At 48.6% G+C, this 23,388-nt stretch carries 23 protein-coding genes and 1 pseudogene; 15 read left to right on the top strand and 9 right to left on the bottom strand.

From position 1 onward, the window contains the following. The first annotated feature begins 112 nt into the window (after positions 1 to 112). Positions 113 to 1,072: a VirK/YbjX family protein gene (locus tag JK154_RS05230; protein ID WP_211991458.1), complete on the top strand. Its 960-nt coding sequence runs from the start codon at positions 113 to 115 to the stop codon at positions 1,070 to 1,072. On the opposite strand, the gene JK154_RS05225 is transcribed toward JK154_RS05230, so the two are convergent. Further along, positions 1,069 to 2,724: an ATP-dependent endonuclease gene (locus JK154_RS05225; protein WP_211991457.1), complete on the bottom strand. Its 1,656-nt coding sequence runs from the start codon at positions 2,722 to 2,724 to the stop codon at positions 1,069 to 1,071. The two genes, JK154_RS05230 and JK154_RS05225, sit on opposite strands and share 4 nt — an antisense overlap. Positions 2,725 to 3,075: 351 nt before the next feature. Between JK154_RS05225 and poxB the strand changes: the two genes are divergently transcribed. The 4 genes and pseudogenes from poxB (at position 3,076) to JK154_RS05205 (ending at position 8,362) form a co-directional block, all read left to right on the top strand. Next, a complete protein-coding gene (gene poxB, locus JK154_RS05220) occupies positions 3,076 to 4,797 on the top strand; it encodes a ubiquinone-dependent pyruvate dehydrogenase (protein WP_211991456.1) in 1,722 nt (573 codons plus the stop codon). Positions 4,798 to 4,861: 64 nt separating this feature from the next. Then, complete coding sequence (ltaE, locus tag JK154_RS05215; RefSeq protein ID WP_211991455.1) at positions 4,862 to 5,872, top strand: low-specificity L-threonine aldolase; 1,011 nt, start codon at positions 4,862 to 4,864, stop codon at positions 5,870 to 5,872. A gap of 6 nt (positions 5,873 to 5,878) precedes the next feature. Beyond that, a pseudogene (locus JK154_RS05210) lies at positions 5,879 to 7,263 on the top strand (DUF2867 domain-containing protein). Positions 7,264 to 7,351: 88 nt separating this feature from the next. Continuing rightward, a complete protein-coding gene (locus JK154_RS05205) occupies positions 7,352 to 8,362 on the top strand; it encodes an NAD(P)-dependent oxidoreductase (protein ID WP_211991454.1) in 1,011 nt (336 codons plus the stop codon). A gap of 3 nt (positions 8,363 to 8,365) precedes the next feature. Here JK154_RS05205 and JK154_RS05200 read toward each other — a convergent pair whose 3' ends face one another. After that, on the bottom strand, positions 8,366 to 9,196 hold the full coding sequence (locus JK154_RS05200; RefSeq protein ID WP_211991453.1) for an N-acetylmuramoyl-L-alanine amidase: 831 nt from the start codon (positions 9,194 to 9,196) through the stop codon (positions 8,366 to 8,368). A 388-nt stretch (positions 9,197 to 9,584) separates the two neighbouring features. On the opposite strand from JK154_RS05200, the gene artP reads away from it, so the two are divergent. From artP to artJ (JK154_RS05175), 5 genes are all read left to right on the top strand, one after another. Beyond that, on the top strand, positions 9,585 to 10,313 hold the full coding sequence (artP, locus tag JK154_RS05195) for an arginine ABC transporter ATP-binding protein ArtP (RefSeq protein WP_211991452.1): 729 nt from the start codon (positions 9,585 to 9,587) through the stop codon (positions 10,311 to 10,313). Between the two features lie 20 nt (positions 10,314 to 10,333). Further along, positions 10,334 to 11,065: an arginine ABC transporter substrate-binding protein gene (artJ, locus tag JK154_RS05190; protein WP_211991451.1), complete on the top strand. Its 732-nt coding sequence runs from the start codon at positions 10,334 to 10,336 to the stop codon at positions 11,063 to 11,065. 8 nt (positions 11,066 to 11,073) lie between these two features. Beyond that, positions 11,074 to 11,790: an arginine ABC transporter permease ArtQ gene (gene artQ, locus JK154_RS05185; protein ID WP_211991450.1), complete on the top strand. Its 717-nt coding sequence runs from the start codon at positions 11,074 to 11,076 to the stop codon at positions 11,788 to 11,790. After that, on the top strand, positions 11,790 to 12,458 hold the full coding sequence (gene artM / locus JK154_RS05180) for an arginine ABC transporter permease ArtM (protein ID WP_211991449.1): 669 nt from the start codon (positions 11,790 to 11,792) through the stop codon (positions 12,456 to 12,458). The genes artQ and artM overlap by 1 nt, the downstream gene beginning before the upstream one ends. A 164-nt stretch (positions 12,459 to 12,622) precedes the next feature. After that, on the top strand, positions 12,623 to 13,354 hold the full coding sequence (artJ, locus tag JK154_RS05175) for an ABC transporter substrate-binding protein ArtJ (protein WP_211991448.1): 732 nt from the start codon (positions 12,623 to 12,625) through the stop codon (positions 13,352 to 13,354). A gap of 53 nt (positions 13,355 to 13,407) precedes the next feature. On the opposite strand, the gene rlmC is transcribed toward artJ (JK154_RS05175), so the two are convergent. The 5 genes from rlmC to nfsA all read right to left on the bottom strand — a co-directional run bounded on the left by rlmC (position 13,408) and on the right by nfsA (position 17,662). After that, positions 13,408 to 14,547, bottom strand: a complete 1,140-nt coding sequence (rlmC, locus tag JK154_RS05170) for a 23S rRNA (uracil(747)-C(5))-methyltransferase RlmC (protein ID WP_211991447.1) — start codon at positions 14,545 to 14,547, stop codon at positions 13,408 to 13,410. Positions 14,548 to 14,595: 48 nt separating this feature from the next. Continuing rightward, positions 14,596 to 15,063: a YbjO family protein gene (locus tag JK154_RS05165; protein WP_211991681.1), complete on the bottom strand. Its 468-nt coding sequence runs from the start codon at positions 15,061 to 15,063 to the stop codon at positions 14,596 to 14,598. A 233-nt stretch (positions 15,064 to 15,296) separates the two neighbouring features. After that, positions 15,297 to 15,770, bottom strand: coding sequence for a YbjN domain-containing protein (locus tag JK154_RS05160; protein ID WP_211991446.1), 474 nt, complete (start codon positions 15,768 to 15,770; stop codon positions 15,297 to 15,299). Positions 15,771 to 15,861: 91 nt separating this feature from the next. After that, a complete protein-coding gene (gene rimK, locus JK154_RS05155; protein ID WP_211991445.1) occupies positions 15,862 to 16,764 on the bottom strand; it encodes a 30S ribosomal protein S6--L-glutamate ligase in 903 nt (300 codons plus the stop codon). 175 nt (positions 16,765 to 16,939) lie between these two features. Then, entirely contained in the window at positions 16,940 to 17,662 is a 723-nt protein-coding gene (nfsA, locus tag JK154_RS05150; RefSeq protein WP_211991444.1) for an oxygen-insensitive NADPH nitroreductase, read from the bottom strand. Positions 17,663 to 17,930: 268 nt separating this feature from the next. On the opposite strand from nfsA, the gene JK154_RS05145 reads away from it, so the two are divergent. The 3 genes from JK154_RS05145 (at position 17,931) to JK154_RS05135 (ending at position 20,622) form a co-directional block, all read left to right on the top strand. Next, positions 17,931 to 18,203 carry a GrxA family glutaredoxin gene (locus tag JK154_RS05145; RefSeq protein WP_211991443.1) on the top strand — a complete coding sequence of 91 codons (273 nt, stop codon included), beginning with the start codon at positions 17,931 to 17,933 and terminating at the stop codon, positions 18,201 to 18,203. A gap of 273 nt (positions 18,204 to 18,476) precedes the next feature. After that, positions 18,477 to 20,156: an aspartate:alanine antiporter gene (locus JK154_RS05140; protein ID WP_211991442.1), complete on the top strand. Its 1,680-nt coding sequence runs from the start codon at positions 18,477 to 18,479 to the stop codon at positions 20,154 to 20,156. Positions 20,157 to 20,457: 301 nt separating this feature from the next. Further along, entirely contained in the window at positions 20,458 to 20,622 is a 165-nt protein-coding gene (locus JK154_RS05135) for a hypothetical protein (RefSeq protein WP_211991441.1), read from the top strand. Between the two features lie 315 nt (positions 20,623 to 20,937). On the opposite strand, the gene JK154_RS05125 is transcribed toward JK154_RS05135, so the two are convergent. Together JK154_RS05125 and JK154_RS05120 are read right to left on the bottom strand one after the other, a co-directional pair. Then, on the bottom strand, positions 20,938 to 21,243 hold the full coding sequence (locus tag JK154_RS05125; protein ID WP_211991440.1) for a hypothetical protein: 306 nt from the start codon (positions 21,241 to 21,243) through the stop codon (positions 20,938 to 20,940). A gap of 51 nt (positions 21,244 to 21,294) precedes the next feature. Further along, positions 21,295 to 21,447 carry a hypothetical protein gene (locus JK154_RS05120; RefSeq protein WP_211991439.1) on the bottom strand — a complete coding sequence of 51 codons (153 nt, stop codon included), beginning with the start codon at positions 21,445 to 21,447 and terminating at the stop codon, positions 21,295 to 21,297. A gap of 131 nt (positions 21,448 to 21,578) precedes the next feature. Between JK154_RS05120 and JK154_RS05115 the strand changes: the two genes are divergently transcribed. Further along, positions 21,579 to 21,971 (top strand): lysozyme inhibitor LprI family protein, encoded by a 393-nt coding sequence (locus JK154_RS05115; RefSeq protein WP_211991438.1) that lies wholly within the window; start codon positions 21,579 to 21,581, stop codon positions 21,969 to 21,971. Between the two features lie 1,066 nt (positions 21,972 to 23,037). Continuing rightward, the gene (locus tag JK154_RS05110) at positions 23,038 to 23,385 is read left to right on the top strand and encodes a hypothetical protein (RefSeq protein WP_211991437.1); all 348 of its coding nucleotides are present in this window, start codon (positions 23,038 to 23,040) and stop codon (positions 23,383 to 23,385) included. Positions 23,386 to 23,388: the final 3 nt, after the last annotated feature.

Raw genomic sequence — 23,388 nt, 5'->3', positions numbered from 1 at the left:
AAGACAAACAAAAAACAATCCTCTGCCAGAGGTTCCCCCTGACGATTGAACCCCAGTTTAAAAACCCTGTGATTTAATGCCGCCTACTTCGCTGCTCCTTGGGTATTCTATTATGTCAGATATCGATGTTTCATCCGCCGCCAGGCCTAAAAATAGTTGGGCACTTTTTACTTCATTAGCCCAAGGAAAATGGCGACCTGGCCATTCATGGGAAAACCCTGCTTATCGTTGCAAATTTATCTTACGTTCGTTAGCGATGCCATTCAGTACTGCAAAATTAATGAAAAACCTCGTCCGTCAGCCGCACCTGTTATCCATGCTCAGGGCACAACCCGGTTTACCTTGCCGCCTGCACCGCCCCTACCTTGCACTTAATATTGCACGATCAAAAACTCTGGAAACAATCGCTTATCACTACAAAAACATCTCAGAGATTCTGCCGGCAGCAATGCTGCAGGACTATTTTACCGAACAGGGCTATTGCCTGGCGGAACTCAAAGGGAAAAATGATGCCTGCTTTTTTATCTCATGTTCCGCCTTTGACTCACAGGGTAAGGAGGGTGAAGTGATCTTAAAATGTCTCGATGAACAACAAGTTATTCTGGCGAAACTTATTTTTACGCTTTGCCCAGAAAACGGGAAAAAAACTTTCTTGATTGGTGGGTTACAAGGCGCACAGCACGGGATACCCCATGAACGCATTCAGAAGGCCACCAAAGCCTGTCACGGTTTATTCCCTAAACGCTTAGTGTTAGAAGCTCTCTGTTTACTGGCTAAACAATGGGGCGTCGAGCAGATCCTTGCGGTGGGCAATGGTACTCATATTTTTCGTTCCTGGCGTTACGAAAAGAAGAAAAAACAGCGGATGTACGCAGACTACGATAATTTCTGGCTATCGATGAACGCAGCCCAACGCGAGGACGGGCTGTTTATGTTGCAGGCTGATATAACACGCAAGTCACTGGAGGAAATCGCCAGTAAAAAGCGGGCTGAGTACCGTCGACGCTATGTGCTTCTGAATGCGCTCGCCCATAGCATCCACATGCATTTTACTGCCTCACACTGCCCTTAGTCAGCCCGTCCTCTGGCAAGCCACAGTACGCGTGAAAACATTTTTTTCAATAATGACGGGATGGCATTTTCACCACGTCGTCCCGCTTCCAGAGCGACTTCAATGGCAAGATCGGGCTTTGAGGTACGGCGAATCGCTTTAACAATTATCCGGCGCATATTCATAGGGACATTGGCAGGCAACTGAGCGACCCGGTGAAAAACATCAGCAAATCCCTGGCGATACATAAAATGCTCCATATCCAGTGCCGGTAAAGCCGTCAAATGGTCACGCAGATGCTGACTATCATCACCTAAGACCGCTTTTACGGTGGCGGCATACTTCTTGCCAGCTTCATCCCCGTCAACCAGTACATGCCATTCAATACCCATACGGCGGGCAAATTTAATCAGGGGTTTTAAACCTGACTGGGCAAATTCAATCACTTTTACGCCTTCCGTCTCAAAGTGATGGCCACATTGCCGTGCCAGCTCATTCATAACCCACACTTCGGTCTCCCCCTCCACCAACAGCCAGCAACGGGCGAACAGTGAAGAAGCACGGTTAAAACGAATATGAAAAGCAATACGCCGACTATCTTCGGCGTTCATTCCTTCCGCTCCCAGACGCCAGGCCGAAACTTTTGATGACTCTCTGACCAGGCGGCAGACTTGCTCCACAGGGGTCAGGGACAATAATTCCCCTGAATTGGTGGTGGTGATTTTTTGCAGGGGCAGAACATTCAATAAATTCCAGGCAACGGACAGCATAATCGGATGCAGACGAGTCTCAGGATCTTCAATCAGTAACAACGGTTGCGCATCTTTTCCCAATACCACGCTTCCCTTCGCCTGGAGTAACGTGGCAAACATTCCCAACAGGATCATTTTATAAGCGCGCGAATTCGGCTTATCTATCATTCGGTTAATCGCATCCAGATAACGCCAGCCACTTTTCTCGTCATAGGCATGGTGACGTAGCAAACGCTGCCGGGCAGGCGCATTCTGCTCAGAGAAATAGTGTTCCAGCAGCTGAACCATAGCAGAAAGCCCTTTACGCACCTGTAAATCACTGAGATTTTGAGGGTTTGAGACCAGCTCCCGAGTTAAAAAATCCAGCTGGCGTGCCGTAATTTCCGTGTCTGGCATCGGTGGTACGGAGCTACTTTTCAGACGCCGTAAATAGCGGGCATCCCGTAACCGCAATACAGGCGTCAGGCTGATTAATTCTTTGGCGAGTGCATCGATGTCATCCAGTTTTAAAGGGTGCCCATGTTCATCAAGGAAAGATCGTAGGGTAAGGACTGTACCCTCTGCCCCTAACTCACCCTCAAGGCGGTAGAAAATACGCTGATATCTATCGTTATCAGCCACCCATACAGGGGCCAGGCCACGACATCGACGATGACGGCTGTTCCCTTCCTGTTGTTCACGAAAGGTTAAAATAATATGCAGGTGGTTTTCTCGCCCCTGTTGCTCACCAGGGGGGAAGTAGAAATCACTTGGAGTGAACTCATATAACGTATTATCGGCCGCAAGCAGCAATGTGAGTGCATCCAGTAAACTCGACTTACCCCAGGCATTCTCGCCGATCAGGACATTATTTTGCTCAAGCATTAATGACAATCGGTTAATACCGCGAAAACCGACAATTTCTACCCGTTCAAGAAACATATCTACTCCCGCTTAAAAAACTGTCTTCAGTATAACGGTAAGCCAGCACGCCTAGTGACTTTTACTGTTAATCCCATCGATAAACTTTTCGATAACCCGCGACTCCATAACATTTCATTTCATAAACAGGGTTGGATAGCCTGGTGATTAGCGCCAGGATAAGGTTCCTGCTGGTGTTAGTCATTCGGCACTTTCTGGTCGCTTACCTGTCGAATATACCAGTAATCAATCCTGTCACTTTGCGCTGTCACGGAAGATGTCATCCAGAGCCAAGTGAAAGTGCATCACTGGAATACTTTTCAGAAACTGGACTAAACTTCTTAAGATTTAAACCCATGGAGAAGGAACACTATGAAACAGAATGTCGCAACCTACCTGGCAAAAACATTGGAAAGTGCGGGTGTTAAACGCATTTGGGGGGTCACCGGAGACTCACTTAATGGCATCAGTGATAGCCTGAATCGCATGGGTACCATTGAATGGATGCCCACCCGGCACGAAGAAGTCGCTGCCTTTTCTGCGGGGGCTGAAGCCTGGCTCACGGGTGAATTAGCCGTCTGTGCCGGTTCATGTGGCCCAGGTAACCTTCATCTTATTAACGGGCTCTATGACTGCCATCGTAACCGGGTGCCAGTACTCGCCATTGCCGCACATATTCCATCCAGCGAAATTGGCAGTGGTTATTTTCAGGAAACACATCCCCAGGAGCTATTCCGGGAATGTAGCCACTATTGCGAACTCGTTTCTAATGCGGATCAAATCCCTCAAGTTTTAGCCATAGCGATGCGTAAAGCGGTACTTAACCGTGGCGTATCCGTGGTAGTACTGCCGGGGGATATCGCTCTGCAGCCAGCCCCAGATAACGCCAGTACCACTTGGTACCCTGCACCACAACCGATAGTGACCCCTCCAGCGGAAGAATTACAGAAATTGGCTGAACTGTTAAGCACTCAAGCCGATATCGCACTGATGTGTGGCAGCGGTTGTGCCGGGGCCCATGCTGAGTTAATCCAGTTAGCGGAAAAACTAAAAGCACCGATAGTGCACGCCCTGCGGGGTAAAGAGCATGTGGAGTATGATAACCCCTATGACGTGGGGATGACGGGGCTAATTGGTTTTAGCTCTGGCTATCACACCATGCTGAATGCCGATATTCTGGTGCTAATCGGCACGCAATTTCCCTACCGGGCTTTCTACCCAACCAAAGCTAAAATCATCCAGATCGATATTAACCCGGGCAGCATCGGGGCCCACAGCAAGGTCGACATGGCGATTATTGGTGATGTTAAAGCCACCCTCAAGGGCTTATTACCCCTGCTGGAAGAAAAAGGTGATCAACACTTTCTGGACAAAGCACGGGAGCATTACCAAAAAACCCGGGAAGAGCTGGACGACCTGGCCCAGCCCACTGCCGGTAAAGCGATTCACCCCCAATATCTGGCCCAACAAATCAGTCAGTATGCTGCCGAAGATACCGTCTTTACCTGTGATGTCGGCACCCCAACCGTGTGGGCTGCTCGTTACCTGAAAATGAACGGTAAGCGTCGGCTACTGGGCTCCTTTAATCACGGTTCGATGGCGAATGCGATGCCACAAGCCTTGGGAGCTCAAGCCGCATACCCTGGCCGTCAAGTGGTGGCCATGTGTGGTGACGGGGGCTTTAGTATGCTGATGGGCGACTTTATCTCTCTTGCACAGCTGAAATTACCGATAAAAATCGTGGTTTTTAACAATAGCGTGCTGGGATTTGTCGCGATGGAAATGAAAGCTGGGGGCTACCTGACGAATGGCACAGATTTACACCCCACTAACTTCGCCGCTATTGCTGAAGCCTGTGGCATTAAGAGTTTCCGGGTAGAAGAACCGGAAAATCTCAACAGTGCCCTGGAGCAAGCTTTCGCCACCGAAGGCCCGGTCTTAGTGGATGTCGTAGTAGCGAAAGAAGAACTGGCAATGCCCCCTGAAATTAAGTTTGAACAAGCCAAAGGATTTAGCTTGTACATGATGCGTGCCATCATTAATGGGCGAGGTGACGAGATTATTGACTTAGCAAAAACCAATTGGTTCCGCTAATACAACCCGTTACTCTGAACACCTGAACCTGTTTCAGGTGTTCATCCCTATTAAAGGACTCCCCATGATAGATCTACGCAGTGATACCGTGACCCGCCCAAGTCGTGCCATGCTGGAACGTATGATGACAGCCCCCACCGGGGACGATGTTTATGGCGATGACCCGACGGTTAATCAGTTGCAGGAGGTTGTTGCTAAACTGAGCGGTAAAGAAGCGGCACTTTTCTTACCTACCGGAACCCAGGCCAATCTTGTGGCCTTACTGACGCATTGTGAACGTGGAGAAGAATATATTGTGGGTCAGGTCGCCCATAATTATCTCTATGAGGCGGGCGGAGCTGCAGTGTTAGGCAGTATCCAGCCACAACCGATTGATGCCAGCCCGGATGGTACGCTTCCACTGGACAAGGTTGCGGCAAAAATCAAACCCGACGATATTCATTTCGCCCGGACAAGATTACTCAGTCTGGAAAACACCCATAATGGCAAGGTGCTGCCACGGGAGTATTTTCAGCAAGCTTTTGAGTTTACGCGTGAGCATAAACTCGCCCTGCATATTGACGGGGCCAGGTTGTACAATGCCGTCGTGGCTTATGGCTGCTCGCTGGAAGAAATCACCCGTTATTGCGACTCCTTCACACTCTGTCTCTCTAAAGGCCTGGGGACCCCAGCGGGTTCCTTGCTGGTGGGCAGTCATGACTACATTCAGCGGGCTAATCGCTGGCGTAAAATGGTCGGCGGCGGTATGCGTCAGTCGGGTATTCTGGCCGCCGCGGGTCTGTATGCGCTGGAAAATAATATCAACCGCTTACAAACTGACCATGACAATGCACTCTGGCTGGCGAGTGAGCTGAAAGAAACAGGCGTCCAGGTCATTCGCCAGGATACCAATATGGTATTTGTTCGTATGCCCGCCGGGGATGTAAAAGCCTTTACCCAGTTTATGAGTGAGCGCAACATCATTATCAGTGCCAATGCCAATATGAGGCTGGTGACACATCTTGATGTCAGCCGAGAACAGCTGGCAGAGGTTGTGGCCCACTGGCGTGACTTTCTGCGGCAGTCATCCAGGTAACTGATGATGTCAACATCGAAACGGATTTTGGTATTGGGTGCCAGTGGTTATATTGGCCGATACCTTATTGCCCGGCTGTCAGGTGCCGGGCATCAAGTAATAGCAGCCGCCCGTCATATTGATGCTATCAAAAAACAATCCACGGCTGGCGTTGAATACCAGAGAGTCGATCTGCATGATCCTGTGTTTCCCCTGAACTTACTGAAGCAGGTGGAAATACTTTACTACCTGGTGCACAGCATGGGAGACGGGGACGATTTTCTCTTACGTGAACAGCAGGCGGCTACCCGGCTCAGGGAAGCACTCAGACAATACCCAGTAAAACAAATTATTTTCCTCAGTTCGCTACAGGGCAAAACGTCTGATCACTCGGCTCATTTACGGGCACGACAACTGACGGGAGATATTTTACGCGACACCGGCATTCCTGTGACGGAACTCCGAGCCGGGATTGTTATTGGTTCTGGTTCCGCCGCATTTGAAGTCATGCGGGATATGGTCTACAACCTGCCGGTATTAACCCCCCCTCGCTGGGTTCGTTCACGTACCATGCCGATCGCACTGGATAACTTACTTTATTATCTGCTGCATTTGCTGGATAACCTTGGCCCCACACATCGTATTTTGGAAGCCGCCGGGCCAGAAATACTCAGCTACCAACAACAGTTTGAGCGTTTTATGGTGATAAGTGGTCGCCACCGCCCCTTGATCCCACTGCCCTTCCCGGTCCGCTGGATTTCAGTAAAATTTCTTAGCCTGATAACTTCCGTACCCCCGACCCTTGCCAGGGCGCTGATTCAAGGGCTGAAACATGACTTACTGGCGGATGATCAGCAACTGCGTCAGTTGATCCCACAATCCCTGATTCCTTTCGATGAGGCGGTTCGCTGTGCGCTGAATGACCAGTATAAACTCTCTGATGCGCTAAACTGGGGGAATGATCCCCAGGCGATTAATCGCTGGCAGCCTGATTATGGTTTCTTTCCCAAGCAGGCCGGTTGCACGCTGACCACCAGTGCCAGCCTTGAGTCTTTATGGCAGGTGATTAATCAGCTGGGCGGTGATCACGGCTATTTTTTTGGTAATACATTATGGAAGATTCGTGCGCTAATGGACAGAGTACTGGGTCATAAACTGCCTACCGGGCGCCCGGACAGGAGCTCACCCTGCTCTTTGGCATGAAAGCCCCCGGGTTGGGGCGACTCACCTTCCGCCTTACCAACCTGGGAAAGCAGCGCCAGCTGGATGTACGTGCATGGTGGCATCCTGCAGGCATGCCAGGACTGCTCTATTGGTTAGTGATGAGCCCGGCACATCTGTTTATCTTTAGAGGAATGGCACATAAAATTATCTCTTTGGCGGAAAATAATTCTGCTGCGAAGATAAAATAGCCACGAATCTTTCAGGATTTTGATTGCGTACTGGGTTATTTCACGGAAAAATAACCCTCGTTAATTTTCCCCATCTAAGTTGAGCAACATGAAGGTACTGGTCACGGGCGCCACCAGCGGTTTAGGTCGTAATGCGGTGGATTATTTATGCGCAAAGGGTATTAGTGTACGGGCAACCGGGCAAAATAAAGCAATGGGCCCCCTGTTACAAAAAATGGGCGCAGAATTCATTCACGCTGACCTGACGACACTCATTTCATCACAAGCCAAAGCTCTGCTTGCTAATGTTGATACACTTTGGCACTGCTCAAGTTTCACGTCCCCCTGGGGAACCCAGGAAGCCTTTGATTTGGCGAATGTCCGGTCAACCCGACGCCTGGGAGAATGGGCCGTGGCCTGGGGCGTACAAAATTTTGTGCATATCTCCTCCCCCTCACTCTATTTTGACTATCATCACCATCGCAATATCCAGGAAGATTACCGGCCTTTACGTTTTGCCAACGCTTTTGCCCGGAGCAAAGCCAACAGTGAGGCTGTCATTCAAGTCCTGGCCCAGTCTAACCCCGGTACGCGTTTTACCATTTTACGGCCACAAAGCCTGTTTGGCGCACACGATAACGTTTTTTTCCCACGGCTGGTCAACATGATGCGTCACTACGGTAGTGTGCTTTTGCCACGTGGAGGAGAGGCGTTTGTGGATATGACCTATGTAGAAAATGCCGTTCATGCCATGTGGCAGGCCACAAAAATGAAGCAGTTGCCGTCTGGCAGGGCTTACAATATTACCAATAACGAATCTCGTTCCCTGCGCAGTATCGTGCAAAAACTGATCGACGAGCTGGCTATTCCTTGCCGCATTCGTTCCGTGCCCTATCCAATGCTGGATATTGTTGCCCGTAGTATGGAGCGCTTTAATAACAATTCGGCCAAAGAACCGGTTCTGACCCATTATGGCGTCTCTAAACTGCACTTTGACTTTACTCTGGATATCACACGGGCAGAAAAAGAACTCGACTATCAGCCTGTGGTCTCTCTGGACGAAGGGATCCGGCGCACGGCATTATGGCTCAAGGATCACGGCACCCTGCACCGTCGTTAGTGATTAGCCCTTACCGTACTTCTCTAGTAGTGCTCGCACCACTGCCTCAGATTCAGCATCTGCCTGACCACTGTAGTTCTGCGGGCGGAAATGCATCTGAAACGCGGCAATAACCTGCCGCAGCTGTACTGGCGTCATTCCTGGTTCAACCTGATAGCCATAAGCTGTCAGCAAATCAAGAAGAGACGCTTGCTCTACTGGCTCATAAGGTGATCGCCCATTCAGGTAAAAAGCCACACGCTGTGGATCAGGCCAGGCACCAATACCTCGTTCCGCCAGCTGCCGCCAGGGAAATAACGGCCCAGGATCAACTTTACGCTGGGGCGCGATATCACTGTGCGCCACCACGTTTTGTGGCGGGATTTGATAACGTTCGATAATCTCTGGCAGCAATGTTTCCAGAACAGCTATTTGGGAAGGTTCAAAAGGGTGAAACCGCTTCGTTCCCGCTTCCTGGGTAAAACCCAAATTTTCCAATTCAATACCGACTGAAATATCATTAATGCGCTGCTGACCACGCCAGAAACTCACCCCAGCATGCCAGGCAAGCTGCTGTTCAGGAACCAGTTGCCAAATAATGGGTTTACCCGCCAGCCGAGGGGGCTTTGCAGGGATCAGGTAATGGGCACTGACATCTTGTCCCGTCAGGGTTTTTAATGACCTCTGGAAGTCATCCGCAGTATAGTGAATCACGAGCATTTTAATTCGGGGGAAAGCCGCTTGTGCCCCCTGACGCTGGTCAACTTGGTAAGCGCCTTTATCGATAATGCCAGGTCGCCCGACACACCCCACCAGTACAAACACAGCACACCATAATATCTTCCGTGAGAACATACCTGCCTCTTTCTTATCCAAATACCATGATCATAAAACGCCCCTTGCCCCTTTCGATTATGGCTAAGTAACCGGTGATGGATGCAATCAGCATATAGCGGGAACGATTCTGTGTTGTGACATGGGCGCAGGGCGTGAATAGCCTCAGCAACCAGACACCTGCCCTGACTGTAAATTATTGGCCCACTATCGTAACGTTCACCTGAAAAAGGGACCGATTATGATTAACAATTTTACCCGGATTCCCCAACATCAGCCGTTATTTTGTGCTAATTTTAAGAAAGAAAATCGGTTTATTTTAAGATTTAACGCGCAAAGATTGCATAACTATTCTGTTAAAGGTACCCTTTTCTACTTCAATGAGCTATTCAACCGCAAACCGCAATCCATGAGTATTCAACTAAACGGCATTAACTGCTTCTATGGTGCCCATCAGGCGCTATTTGATATAACACTGAACTGCCCGCAGGGTGAAACACTGGTGTTGCTGGGCCCAAGTGGCGCGGGTAAAAGTTCCCTGTTGCGCGTCCTTAATTTACTGGAGATGCCACGCTCTGGTACCTTGAGTATTGCGGGTAACACCTTTGATTTCTCCAAAACACCTGGCGATAAAGCGATTCGCGAGTTGCGTCAAAATGTAGGGATGGTTTTCCAGCAATATAATCTCTGGCCACATCTGAGTGTACTGGATAACCTGACTGAAGCCCCTTGCCGGGTGTTGGGCCTAAGCAAAGAAAAGGCTCGTGAACGCGCGAATAAATTACTGGATCGCCTGCGTCTGACGCCTTATATCGATCGTTATCCACTACATCTGTCGGGTGGGCAACAGCAACGCGTCGCGATTGCACGTGCGTTGATGATGGAACCCCAAGTGCTGTTATTTGATGAACCGACGGCGGCACTGGATCCTGAAATTACGGCACAAATAGTCAGTATCATTAACGAATTGGCAGAAACCAAAATTACTCAGGTCATTGTCACGCACGAAGTGGAAGTTGCACGCAAAACAGCCAGTCGTGTTATCTATATGGAAAATGGCCATATTGTTGAACAAGGTGATGCGAGCTGCTTTAGTCACCCGCAAACCGATGCTTTTAAATCTTATCTCTCTCACTGATGTTGGACGGGAAAACGACAATGAAAAAAGTTCTGTTGGCCACACTGTTAGCTGCCGTGACGTTCTCAGCAACTGCTGCGGAAACTCTGCGTTTTGCAACTGAAGCCTCATACCCTCCGTTTGAGTCTATTGATGCCAATAACCAAATCGTGGGTTTTGATGTTGATTTAGCGAATGCACTGTGTAAAGAGATTGATGCCACCTGTACTTTCAGCAACCAGGCATTTGATAGCCTGATCCCTGGTTTGAAATTCCGTCGTTTCGATGTGGTTATGGCGGGTATGGATATCACTCCTGAGCGTCAAAAACAGGTGCTGTTCACCAACCCTTACTACGACAATTCAGCCCTGTTCGTTGGCCAGAAAGGCAAAAATGCGGATATCGCCTCATTAAAAGGCAAAAAAGTGGGTGTTCAGAATGGAACAACCCATCAGAAATTTATTACCGATAAGCATCCGGAAATTAAAACCAGCCCTTACGACAGCTACCAGAATGCCAAACTTGATCTGCAAAGTGGCCGCATCGATGCCGTATTTGGTGACACGGCGGTAGTCACTGAATGGTTGAAAGACGGTTCAAATCTGGCCCCCGTAGGCGATAAAGTTACCGACAAAGATTACTTCGGTACTGGACTGGGCATTGCGGTACGTCAGGGCAACACGGAGCTGCAAACTAAACTGAATGCGGCACTGGCAAAACTGAAACAGGATGGCACCTACCAGGCTATCTATGACAAATGGTTCCAGAAGTAATCTATTCGATGAATGAATTTTTTCCATTAGCAAGTGCCGCCGGTATGACCGTCGGCCTTGCCGTTTGCGCGTTAATAGTGGGCCTGGCACTGGCAATGTTTTTTGCTGTGTGGGAATTAACAAAATGTCGCCCGCTTGCCTGGACGGCCACGGCGCTGGTGACTGTCCTGCGCGGCCTGCCTGAGATTCTGGTGGTCTTGTTTATTTATTTCGGCTCTTCGCAAATATTACTGATTCTTTCTGACGGATTCACCGTCAATCTGGGGTTCGTTACTTTCCCCATTCAGATACCTATCAGCAATTTTGATGTCAGCCCATTCCTGTGTGGGGTTATCGCACTCTCTTTACTCTATGCAGCGTATGCTTCACAAACTCTGCGTGGTGCACTGAAAGCGGTTCCAACAGGACAGTGGGAATCAGGCCAGGCTTTGGGTCTGTCTAAATCAGCTATTTTCTTTCGCCTGGTCATGCCACAAATGTGGCGTCATGCACTACCCGGGCTGGGTAATCAGTGGCTGGTATTACTGAAGGATACTGCTCTGGTTTCGCTGATAAGCGTTAATGACCTGATGCTACAAACCAAAAGCATTGCTACCCGTACCCAGGAGCCTTTTACCTGGTATGTGATTGCAGCGGCGATTTATCTGGTGATTACCTTGCTGAGTCAGTACATTTTAAAGCGCATTGATTTACGTGCGACTCGTTTTGAACGGAGGCCCAGCTGATGCTCGAGTTTTTACCTGAGCTGATGAAAGGCCTGCATACCAGCCTGACACTTACCGCAGCGTCGATTGTTCTGGCATTGCTGTTGTCGCTGGTATTCACGGTGATTCTGACCTTAAAAACCCCCGTTCTGAGTTTGCTGGTGCGTGGCTATATCACGCTCTTTACCGGGACTCCGTTATTGGTACAGATCTTCCTGATCTACTACGGTCCAGGCCAGTTTCCGTCACTTCAGCACTATCCGTTAATCTGGAGCTGGCTCTCTGAGCCATGGTTATGTGCCTTAATAGCCTTGTCATTAAACAGTGCCGCTTATACTACTTTATTATTCCACGGGGCGATTCGTGCCATACCAGAAGGTCAGTGGCAATCCTGTAGCGCACTGGGAATGAGCAAGAAAAGTACCTTAGCGATTTTGTTACCTTACGCTTTTAAACGTGCGCTATCGTCCTACTCTAACGAAGTCGTGCTGGTATTCAAGAGCACTTCACTGGCTTATACCATTACCCTGATGGAAGTAATGGGTTATGCCCAGCAACTGTATGGACGAACCTATGATGTTTCCGTATTTGGCGCCGCAGGAATTGTCTATTTAGTGGTTAACGGGTTACTGACCCTGATGATGCGCTTAATTGAACGCCGAGCGCTGGCATTTGAACGCCGTAACTGATTAAGAGACATACCCACGCAAAAGAACGAGGATAAACGCCTCGTTTTTTTTTACCTTAAAATAAATAATAATACATATTTATTGCATATAAATTCATTTGCTGGCATGGTTACATAACGCCTGAAACGGTGATTAAATCATCATACCTATAGACTGGAGCCCCCATGAAGAAGTTACTGTTAGCCGCCTTATTAGCCACAGCCGCCTTCAATGCTAGCGCAGCTGACAAAATCAACTTTGCTTCCTCCGCAACCTATCCCCCTTTTGAATCTCTGGATGCCAGTAACCAAATCGTCGGTTTTGATATCGATTTGGCAAAGGCGCTATGCAAACAAATGCAGGCTGAATGTACTTTTACCAATAACCCATTCGACAGTCTGATCCCTGCCCTGAAGTTCCGTAAATATGATGCAGTTATTTCGGGGATGGACATCACCCCAGAGCGTGCCAGGCAAGTCTCTTTCACTGCCCCTTATTATGAAAATTCAGCAGTCGTGATCGCCAAAAAAGGGGCATATGACTCTTTTGCCGCCTTGAAGGGTAAACGTATTGGTCTGGAAAATGGTACAACACATCAGAAATTTATTCATGACAAACACCCTGAAGTGAATACTGTGGCCTATGACAGCTACCAGAATGCTTTTATTGACTTAAAAAATGGCCGTATCGATGGGGTATTTGGTGATACTGCAGTCGTGAATGAATGGCTAAAAACCAACCCTCAGCTGGGTACTGTCGGTGAACATGTCACTGATCCAGAATACTTTGGCACCGGTCTGGGCATTGCCGTTCGCCCAGATAATCCAGCGTTATTAGAAAAACTGAATAACGCCCTGGCGGCCATTAAAGCTGATGGCACCTATCAAAAAATTAATGATAAATGGTTCCCGCAATAATCCCCCGGGTAAAATAAGAGAGTGCATTCCCCTGAAGAGGGGGATGCACTGTGTTACCCCTTGTCATGACGAATCAATAGCACCAGCACTTCGTAGTGGGCGGTGTGCGGGAACATATCAAATAATTGGATCCGCTGGATATGATAATCAGGCAACATTCTGAGATCCCGGGCCATCGTTTCAGCATTGCAGCTGGAATAGACAATAAAGGGTGGACGCATTTCACTCAAATAGTCACACAAAGCGGGGCCAATACCACGACGAGGCGGATTCACCAGTACCAGATCCGGCATATTCTGCTGCTGTCCGGTAGCAAAAGCCGTGGAATCCAGCGCCTGAAATTGAATATTTTTCAGCCCCAATAAGGCCGCTGAACGCTGGGCACAGGCAATAGCTTGCGGGGCAATTTCAATACCTGTGAGTTTCATTTCAGGGGCGGCACAATGCAGGCCAAAGCCTCCCACCCCGCAAAACAGATCCCACATATGTTTTACAGATAGCTCCCGAACCCAGTCTCTGGCCGTCGCATATAATGCTGAAGCTACGTGCGGATTCGTCTGGAAAAAACTTTGTGGGCGAATAAATAACGGCACACTATTGAAATTTTCTGCAAGGGCCTGTTCTGCTGTCAGCGGAATTTCCAGTTCCCCTTCCATAATAGCCATATGCACGGGCTGAATATTGACGGAAACCGTTTTGAGCTGGGGTAGCCGGGCCTGCAATTCAGGTAGTGAGCGCTGTAAAGCCTCAACCTTTGCTTCGGAACGCAAGACAAAGCGCAGCATGATCCCGCCATCCAACTGGCTCTCTGTTATCAGTATATATTTCAACTCACCCCTTTTTCGCGCAACGTTATAAGGTGTCAGCCCCACACGTGCAATGAAAGGTTTAAGCTCACTGAATACGGAAGCAAAGGAAGGTGGATACAGGGGGCATTCGGTCAAATCTTCAGGTGTGCCATTACGATGCAACATACCAAGCAGTGGCCGTTCAACACTGCCACTGACGACCATTTTAGCTTTGTTACGAAACGCACGTTCTGGACCACTGACCGGGGGATAGTTGTGCGTTATCGCCATCCCATGGAGTAGCTGATGAAGATTATCCATCTTCGCGGCGAGTTGATCGGCAATGGGTTGTTTCAGCCATTGACAGGAGTGACAGCGATCCGCGTCATAAAGCGCGCAATCCATAATAAAACCCTGACAAAAAACGAGGGCGTGGATTGTAACACTCTGTGCTTATTGCCGCCTGAAAAAAAGCCGGGCTCGCGAGGGAACAAAGAGGAGGAACAACACCAGTAAATCAGGTGTCTTCTGAATAACCAATGAACGAAGAATTTCTTGCTGTGTTTCACCTGCAATACTGAAGAGTTCCGGGTAACCAAACCCCAGTGACGCGCCCCACAGATAACCTACCGCAATAACTTGTGTGCCAAGAAAAACCCAGCGACCCCAGTTATATCCCTTGATGATGGAGACAGCACAATAAAATTCGACGACCAGCATAACAAGGCTGCTAAAGAATATCAGTCGCAACGCCCATGTCTGCATACTCAGGTACAGGAATTCGGTCAGTCCAGAAACCCCGAGCATATTACACAGCAACACCAAATCCAGGCAGCGAGTCGTGATGATCCCGATGGCGGCTATCAGAACAAATGTTGGAATATTAAGCCTGGCATGCAGGCAATTCTTCTTTTTTATCATGTCCACAGACTTCAGCTCCTTGCATTGAAGGTCGGCAATAGATAAAGACAACACAGCAGATACCGTGTTCTAAATTTTAAATGGCATGAGTACAATTTTGTACACCACCCAATAGATCTCCATCACATTTATATGGAATGAGCGTTTAGTGATATTTATTAACCATCCATAGCTAAATATCATGTATCACTGACCGCCGACAAGTCTACGACCTTAACGGTTTATCTCAGAAACTAGTGCAGGAAATGTATTTTTTCTTCGGCTTCACCCTCTTCTTCCGTCGTAAATAACAGCTGATTGGCATTAGCTTCCAAAATAACCATGGATATTTGCTCCTCGCTCTGCTTCAAGAACGCCGCAAACTGGTGCGGTGTAATACCCACCGAGGCGTTTAATGACTGACAGACGACAAGCTTGGGTAGGTTATCATCCTGGATATCCAGAAACGCTTTTACCGTCAGAGAGCTGGCATTAATCGCGGAAATATCTGCCGCCAGTGGTAACAACGCAGTGGGCTTAACCTCAGCCAGAGCTGAAAATAAAATAACATCGTCCAGCAGATCGATTTTTGCATCATAGACACCATCAAAGTTCTGCATATGGGGCAAGTGCAGTGCCTGGCAGGTGTCACACTCAAAGAAACTCACGCCGTTATCATCCAGCCAGCGACGTAATATATCCAGAGTGGGAATAACAAGTGAATCCATAACAGCAAAAACCTCATGACCTGTATAATATTTTACGCATCATGGTACGCAAAAATCGGCATTCTTACCACGAATAAGCAGTAATTGGTTCTTATCCACCCGTTTTGAGGCGATAATCAGGTTGTGCTTGCTGCTCGACCCACTCGATCATCAGCTTCGCAATATCAATCCCGCTGGCCTTTTCTATCCCTTCGAGGCCGGGAGAAGCATTGACCTCCATTACCAGCGGGCCACGGTCAGCCCGTAAAATATCCACCCCGGCAACGTCCAGCCCCAGAGTACTGGTCGCTCGCAGGGCAATCTCCCTTTCTTTTTCGGTAATGGCGATTGAACGTGCTGTACCACCCCGGTGCAGATTCGAGCGAAAATCACCGGCCTTTGCCTGGCGTTCAATCGATGCAACCACCCTGTTGCCCACTACCAGGCAACGAATATCCCTGCCTTTCGCTTCTTTAATATACTCTTGCACCAGAATATGGGCATTGAGTCCGCGAAACGCGTCAATCACACTTTCCGCTGCCTGACGTGTTTCTGCCAGAACAACCCCAATCCCCTGGGTGCCTTCCACCAGCTTCACTACCAACGGAGCCCCACCCACACGGTTAATTAAATCATTAGTGTCATCAGGGGAATGTGCAAAACCGGTAACAGGAAGATCAATCCCCTGCCTTGCCAGGAGTTGCAACGAGCGTAGTTTATCCCGCGCTCTGGTGATGGCGACAGATTCATTTAACGGGTAGCTTCCTAACATTTCAAACTGCCGCAGGACCGCTGTGCCATAAAATGTCACCGCTGACCCTATTCTGGGGATCACCGCATGGTAATGGGGTAACTGCTGGCCTTTGTAGTGCACAGAGGGGGCGGTGGGATCGATATTCATATAACAAGACAAAGGATCGATTACATCCACCAAGTGACCCCGTTGCATTGCCGCTTCACGTAATCGCTTACACGAATAGAGTGCTCTATCCCGGGATAAAATAGCGATCTTCAATCTGTACCTCTGCGCAACAAAACTGATCCGATATTGTTCGTATCATAGCACTCCCATTTACATTCAACGACCGGCTAACAAACCAGATGTGGTCAGACACATCAATTAATTGTCGAGGGGAAAGCGCATTCAGGGGATAATGCTGTGGGGACCGAAACAGCCTCCTGATGGGAGGCTAACGCGTGGCCCATCCTTGACGATGAAGGTAGTCAAGAATAAAAGGACGGCTCTCTTTTGCCAGTGTCCGCTTAATGTGCTCGCTCCAGTTATCGGTTCGGGCATGGGTGGTACGCTGATGATAATATTCGGCCAGTGTGGCGTCATACTTTTCCAGTTGCTGTCTATTTAATGGCTGATACTGGTTTTCATGCACTAGCATTTCTGCCGGCATGCGCGGTTTCTGGCCTGGCTCTTCTGCTGGCCATCCCAGACATAAACCAAACAGGGGCAGTACATATTTGGGGACCTTAAGTAATTCCCCTACCGATTCAATATGATTACGGATGCCGCCAATATAAACCGCCCCCAGACCTAATGACTCGGCGGCAACAACTGCATTCTGTGCCAGAATTGCCGTGTCGACGACACCAATCAACAGCTGTTCAGCCAGCTCCAGTTCAGCCTCGGGGCAAATTTCAAAATTACGCTGAAAATCGGCACAAAATACCCAGAACTCTGCCGCTTCAGCGACATGTTGCTGCCCGCCCGTCAGGGGGACCAGGCTTGCTCGCAGCGCAGGATCAGTGACCCTGATAATCGAGCTACATTGAAGAAAGCTGGAACTGGACGCCGACTGCGCACTGGCGATAATCGCCGCACGCTGGGGTTCCGTGATGGCCTCGTCGCGAAAGCGGCGAATAGAACGATGTGAGCAGAGTAACTCAATAGTGGGTGTCATTAAATTTTCCCGGGTTATTAGTCAAGTCATACTGAACAGCAATAGCGTCAGTCCGTCTGCCCCCCCTGATTCAGGGCTCAACCGCCAGCAGGCGAGTCTGTGATATAACGAATCAGAGGCGATTACCCTCTTTCGCCCGGCAACTGTAGTGCCAGGATAGACTACGGGTATCAAACTAACAGGTAAAGCCTTCTTGGCAAACCCCGTCTTAGGCGGCATCATAGGGGTCATCTGCCGGTTTGTATCGGCGAAAAATAGAGGAAATATCATGTTTGCTGTAATTTTTGGACGTCCTGGCTGCCCGTATTGTGTCCGTGCTAAAGAGCTTGCTGAAAAGTTGACGGCTGAGCGCGATGATTTTAGCTTCCGCTATGTTGATATTCATGCTGAAGGCATCACCAAAGCAGATCTTGAAAAGACTGTAGGCAAACCGGTTGAAACCGTGCCACAAATCTTCCTTGATGAAAAACATATCGGCGGCTGCACCGACTTTGAAGCCTATGCGAAAGAGCACCTTAACCTGTTCAAAAGCGCTGAATAATGTTATCCCGGGTGAATCGGTAAGCCTGATTCACCCTTCTTTATTGCCCGCCCACACAATCACCCTGCTGCAACCTGCCTGATCGCAAAAAATTTCATTTGCTGTGCATTATTCTCATTGGTTACTGGGATATATTAAACTAGACTGTCTGACAGGGTTACCTGCTATGTACACCGTTATGATATCCGCCGATAATCAGTCGTCGCTCCATTGTATCGATAAGATACACAAACCATTCTTTTCAATCAGATTGTGCAATCATAAGTAAAAATCGTGAATATAAATGTGGCTGAACTATTGAGTAACAATTACATTTTGTTACTGTTTGTCGTGCTGGCTTTAGGCCTTTGCCTGGGCAAGCTTCGTCTGGGGCCAATACAACTAGGCAGCTCTATTGGCGTCCTGGTCGTCTCTTTACTCCTCGGGCATCAGCACTTTACGATAAACACGGACGTACTCAATCTCGGCTTTATGCTGTTTATTTTTTGCGTCGGCATTGAAGCGGGTCCTAACTTCTTTTCCATCTTTTTCCGTGATGGTAAAAACTATCTTATCCTCGCCCTGGTCATGGTTGCCAGTGCGCTATTTATTGCGCTTGGTCTCGGGCATCTATTCGGCTGGGATATCGGCCTGACCGCTGGCATGCTGGCGGGTTCAATGACGTCAACCCCAGTACTGGTCGGTGCAGGTGACATTCTGCGTAACTCCAGTATGCCCAGCAGCCAGCTTGCCTCACAGCTGGATAACTTAAGCCTCGGTTATGCTTTGACCTACTTAATCGGTCTGGTCAGTTTGATTCTTGGGGCCCGCTACCTGCCCAAATTACAACATCAGGATCTGCAAACCAGTGCCCAGCAAATCGCCCGTGAACGGGGTCTGGATGCCGACTCAAGCCGTAAGGTGTATCTCCCGATCATTCGTGCTTATCGCGTAGGCCCGGAACTGGTGGCATGGATAGACGGCAAAAATTTGCGTGAGCTGGGGATTCATCGCCAGACGGGCTGTTATATTGAGCGGATTCGTCGTAATGGTATTCTCGCTAATCCGGACGGGGACGCGGTCTTACATATTGGCGATGAAATATCACTGGTTGGCTACCCCGACGCCCACTCACGCCTTGATCCCAGCTTCCGTAACGGTAAAGAAGTCTTTGACCGGGACTTACTCGACATGCGGATTGTGACGGAAGAAATCGTGGTAAAGAACCATCATGCGGTGGGGCGCCGCCTGGGCCAGATTAAGCTAACAGATCAGGGCTGCTTCCTTAATCGTGTGATCCGCAGCCAGATAGAGATGCCCATTGACGACAACATCGTGCTGAATAAAGGTGACGTGCTGCAAGTCAGTGGCGATGCCCGACGGGTAAAACGGGTAGCAGAGCGGATCGGGTTTATCTCAGTTCATAGTCAAATAACTGATTTACTGGCATTTTGTGCATTTTTCATTATCGGACTGATGGTCGGTATGATTACCTTCCAGTTCAGTACCTTTAATTTTGGGATCGGTAATGCCGCAGGCTTGCTCTTTTCTGGCATTATGCTGGGTTTTTTACGTGCCAACCACCCGACCTTCGGCTATATCCCCCAAGGGGCACTGAATATGGTCAAAGAGTTTGGTTTAATGGTATTTATGGCAGGCATTGGCTTAAGCGCAGGTAGCGGTATCAGTAATGGATTAGGGGCCATAGGGGGACAAATTCTGATTGCTGGTTTGATTGTCAGCCTGTTACCGGTGGTTATCTGCTTCCTGTTCGGTGCCTATGTATTACGCATGAACCGTGCCATGCTATTCGGTGCCATGATGGGGGCCCGTACCTGCGCCCCTGCCATGGAGATTATCAGCGATACCGCCCGCAGTAACATTCCTGCTCTCGGCTACGCTGGCACCTATGCTATCGCGAACGTGCTACTCACCCTGGCAGGGACCCTGATCGTTATTATCTGGCCTGGTTAGCCTTAAGTTGCCAGGTAAATAAACAAATACTTTTTTTTATTTTCCTGCGAACTTTTTACCCGGTTATCAGTCTTAATTAGTGCCACTGCTTTTCTTTGATGTCCCCAATTTGTGGAGCCCGTCAACCCCGCCCATTCGGTTCAAGGTTGATGGGTTTTTTATTGCCTGTTATTCTGCCCATTCATAATCAATCACTTAGAAACCACCCTATTTCTTCATGGCGACAAAATGGCGACAGCGAAATTTTGACGGCGTACTAAGGGGATACTATTTGATACTCTGAGGCAGGCACATGGAGGAAATGCACTTTGTTTATATCAATGCTAATGCTCGAATTGCTGCTCACTCTCTAATCAATATCAGTCGCAGCGAACATCATATTCAGGGGATTTGTACTCAAAGCCACTCAGTTAAAACTTACCTAATGGGGAGTGGACAATTGCACCTTGACAGTGAGGATGAGTAGTTAAAATTTCGGGGTATGTATCCACAACTATCTGTGCATATTTTGACTTCATCTTCATAACCAAAGACACTGCATCTTCCTTGCTAATGGTGATGTCGCTTAGCGAAGGAATAATAGCCTGAGCATCATTCCCTGTTAGCCCAATAGCTTTTTCAAGCCTAACTATCTGTGAATTAGTAAAATAACCATAAAGCATGGATTTCATTTTAGATATAGTTTGTTGCCTTAAATCATAACCATACCCAATAGTGACACCACTCGCGCTACTACCTTTCGGTACATAAGGGGATTTTTGATAACCTTCGGCTTTTAGAATTAAATTCGCTGATTTTTTGATATTCTATAAATACCTAAGCTCGTATCAAAATCGATCGTATCACAATATCTTTCAGCTACGGCATCAAGAAACACCAGCGGATGCAGGTGCCACGGATTTTCCACCATCCCCGCCACACGGTACATCCAGCGGATGTCCGTCAGGAACTTCATGCTGTAGGCATACCATTCCGGTGCATCTCTTTTCAGCTGTGGCGTAAAGAACGCTTTCCACACTGGAGTTTCCGACGAGTAGTACCAGGCGCTGGGGTGCTTCACGCACAATCTGTACAGGCGATCGTGCATTGACGGGTTCTGCACCGCACGCCGGTACTGTTCCGGGTTATACCGGGGAGATCACATACCATTACGGCCAATCAGCCAGTGTCCTGTAGCCTCGCCTTCCAGATGCGCCAGCATCTCTTCCAGGCTACGGAACTCCCCGCCCCGCTTATTCGGCACCGGCCAGCGAATGGCCGGGAGCTGCGGGCCGTTTTCCGGCTTCGGCATAATAAATCCTTTTAATTTCTCTGGTTAAATACCGCCCCATCATACACAGAGAGAAACTTAACCGAAATTCCACTTTGGATTAAGATGTTACCGAATAAATAAAACGACCTACTGACAGAAGGAACTACCCCATGAATCGGATAATCATCATACCTGCTTTCCTGCTGGCACTCTCATCACATACCAGTGCTGCTGAAAGTTACTCCGCAGATTACAAAATCTGCATAGATAAAAGTGAAGGTGTGACATCCAATATGCTCAACTGCAATCAGGATGAGCTAAAGATGCAGGATGCCCGGTTGAATAAAAACTATAAGCGGGCAATGTCCGTGCTCACCGCCAAGCAAAAGATAAATCTGCGGGATACACAGCGTCTGTGGCTCAAATACAAAGAGGCTAATTGCGGTATGCAGGCCACATTGACAGGGGGAACGATCGATATGTTGTTCAGCTCTGGATGCGAGCTGGATATGACTCGGGAACGAGCGGATACACTGGAGTGGCTAAGCAATGTTGGGAATTAACTGTCTTGATTTAACATAACGGCACTATTACACGCCCCCTCTCAGAGCGTTTCTGCGTCCTGATGGTCGTTTCCAGTACCTTTTCCCGGCTGTAACCGCGAAAAATGCGCCTGATAAGTTTTAATCATCTGCATGGCTATGCACGGAATTGCATGAGGGGCGGTAACAGCGTAAAGACGCAGTGAACGCCCAAGAAGGGACATTCTAATCACGCAAAACTGCTTTGCCAGATAACGATCACTGCTGCGGCGATGCTAAACAGCGAGCCGATGATATCCGGTACCACGTTAACGTGGCTTAAAAATTTAAAGTCCATGTAAACCTCCACTAAAAAAGGACGATGCGTGATGACCAGTTGACTATCACGACAATATTTAGTGGGAAAAAATTAAGCCTCTTACATGAATCCGGGAGCTAAAAGCACAGCTCCTGAAACAATGAACGGACGCGAAATTTTTTCGCGTTCGTGAGGCTTTGGCGGGGTGTCGGGACGCAGCCCTGACCAGGGTATTTGTGATACCGTCGCATGCGCGGTATTACAAATGCACATCCTGTCCTGAAAAAGATAGCTCCCACACTGCCGTTCGGGCATTTTTTGGGGTCAGTATTCGCCATCGGCGACCGCGAAGCGGCTCAATCTTGACGCTCAAAATTGCCTACAAAACTTGTTCGAGATGGTTGTTATCACTCACACCTGTTAAGCCATTTTTGACTTTGTCCTGGCTTTTGACTCGTAGAGTCTTTGGGATATCAGGGCCCCCAGAGCACACCGATGCAAAAAAACTTTTTAGTTTTGTCTTCAATCGGTCTCGTGCCTTAGTTTTCCTGCTGATGTTTACACCAAACAAGCCCATTTACACAAGGAAATCAGGTGGTATAAGGCATATACGGTAAATATTACAGCGTATACAGACCATGGCTGAAAAGACTTTGATCCTGAGCTTTCGGATCACTCCAGAGTTAAAAAAGAAATTGGCAACCCGAGCATCACTTGAGCAAAAAACACTGACTGAAAGCCGAAAGACAGGCGCAACACTGCCGTGATGAACGTGACAGCGTCATTAATGTGACCTCCTCGCTACGGGAAGCCCTCCGTGAACGGAATAATCTGACGCTAAAGCAGGAGCCCGCTCCTGACCAGAAAGCCGTCCATGACAGCACCTTCGATTTTGAAAAAGAGCCTGAAAAATTCAATGGGCTGATTCACGATGCCCTGAAAGAGATACAGAACGACATTGACCTCCAGTTCCTGATTAATGATTCAATGACAGAATTTAAGGGCATTCATCAGGAGATGATGGAGCAACAGGCGCGAATTGCTCCTGCTGAGCAGCAGCGAAAATATGAACAAGCTCTTCTGCAACGCACCGACGGGCTGAAAATACAGAAACCACACCGTGGGTGGTCACGGTAAGCA

Source organism: Citrobacter sp. JGM124, from assembly GCF_018257795.1.
Taxonomy (GTDB): Bacteria; Pseudomonadota; Gammaproteobacteria; order Enterobacterales; family Enterobacteriaceae; genus JGM124.
Note: the sequence above shows the minus strand (reverse complement) of the source record. Positions and strands in the feature narration are given on the sequence as shown.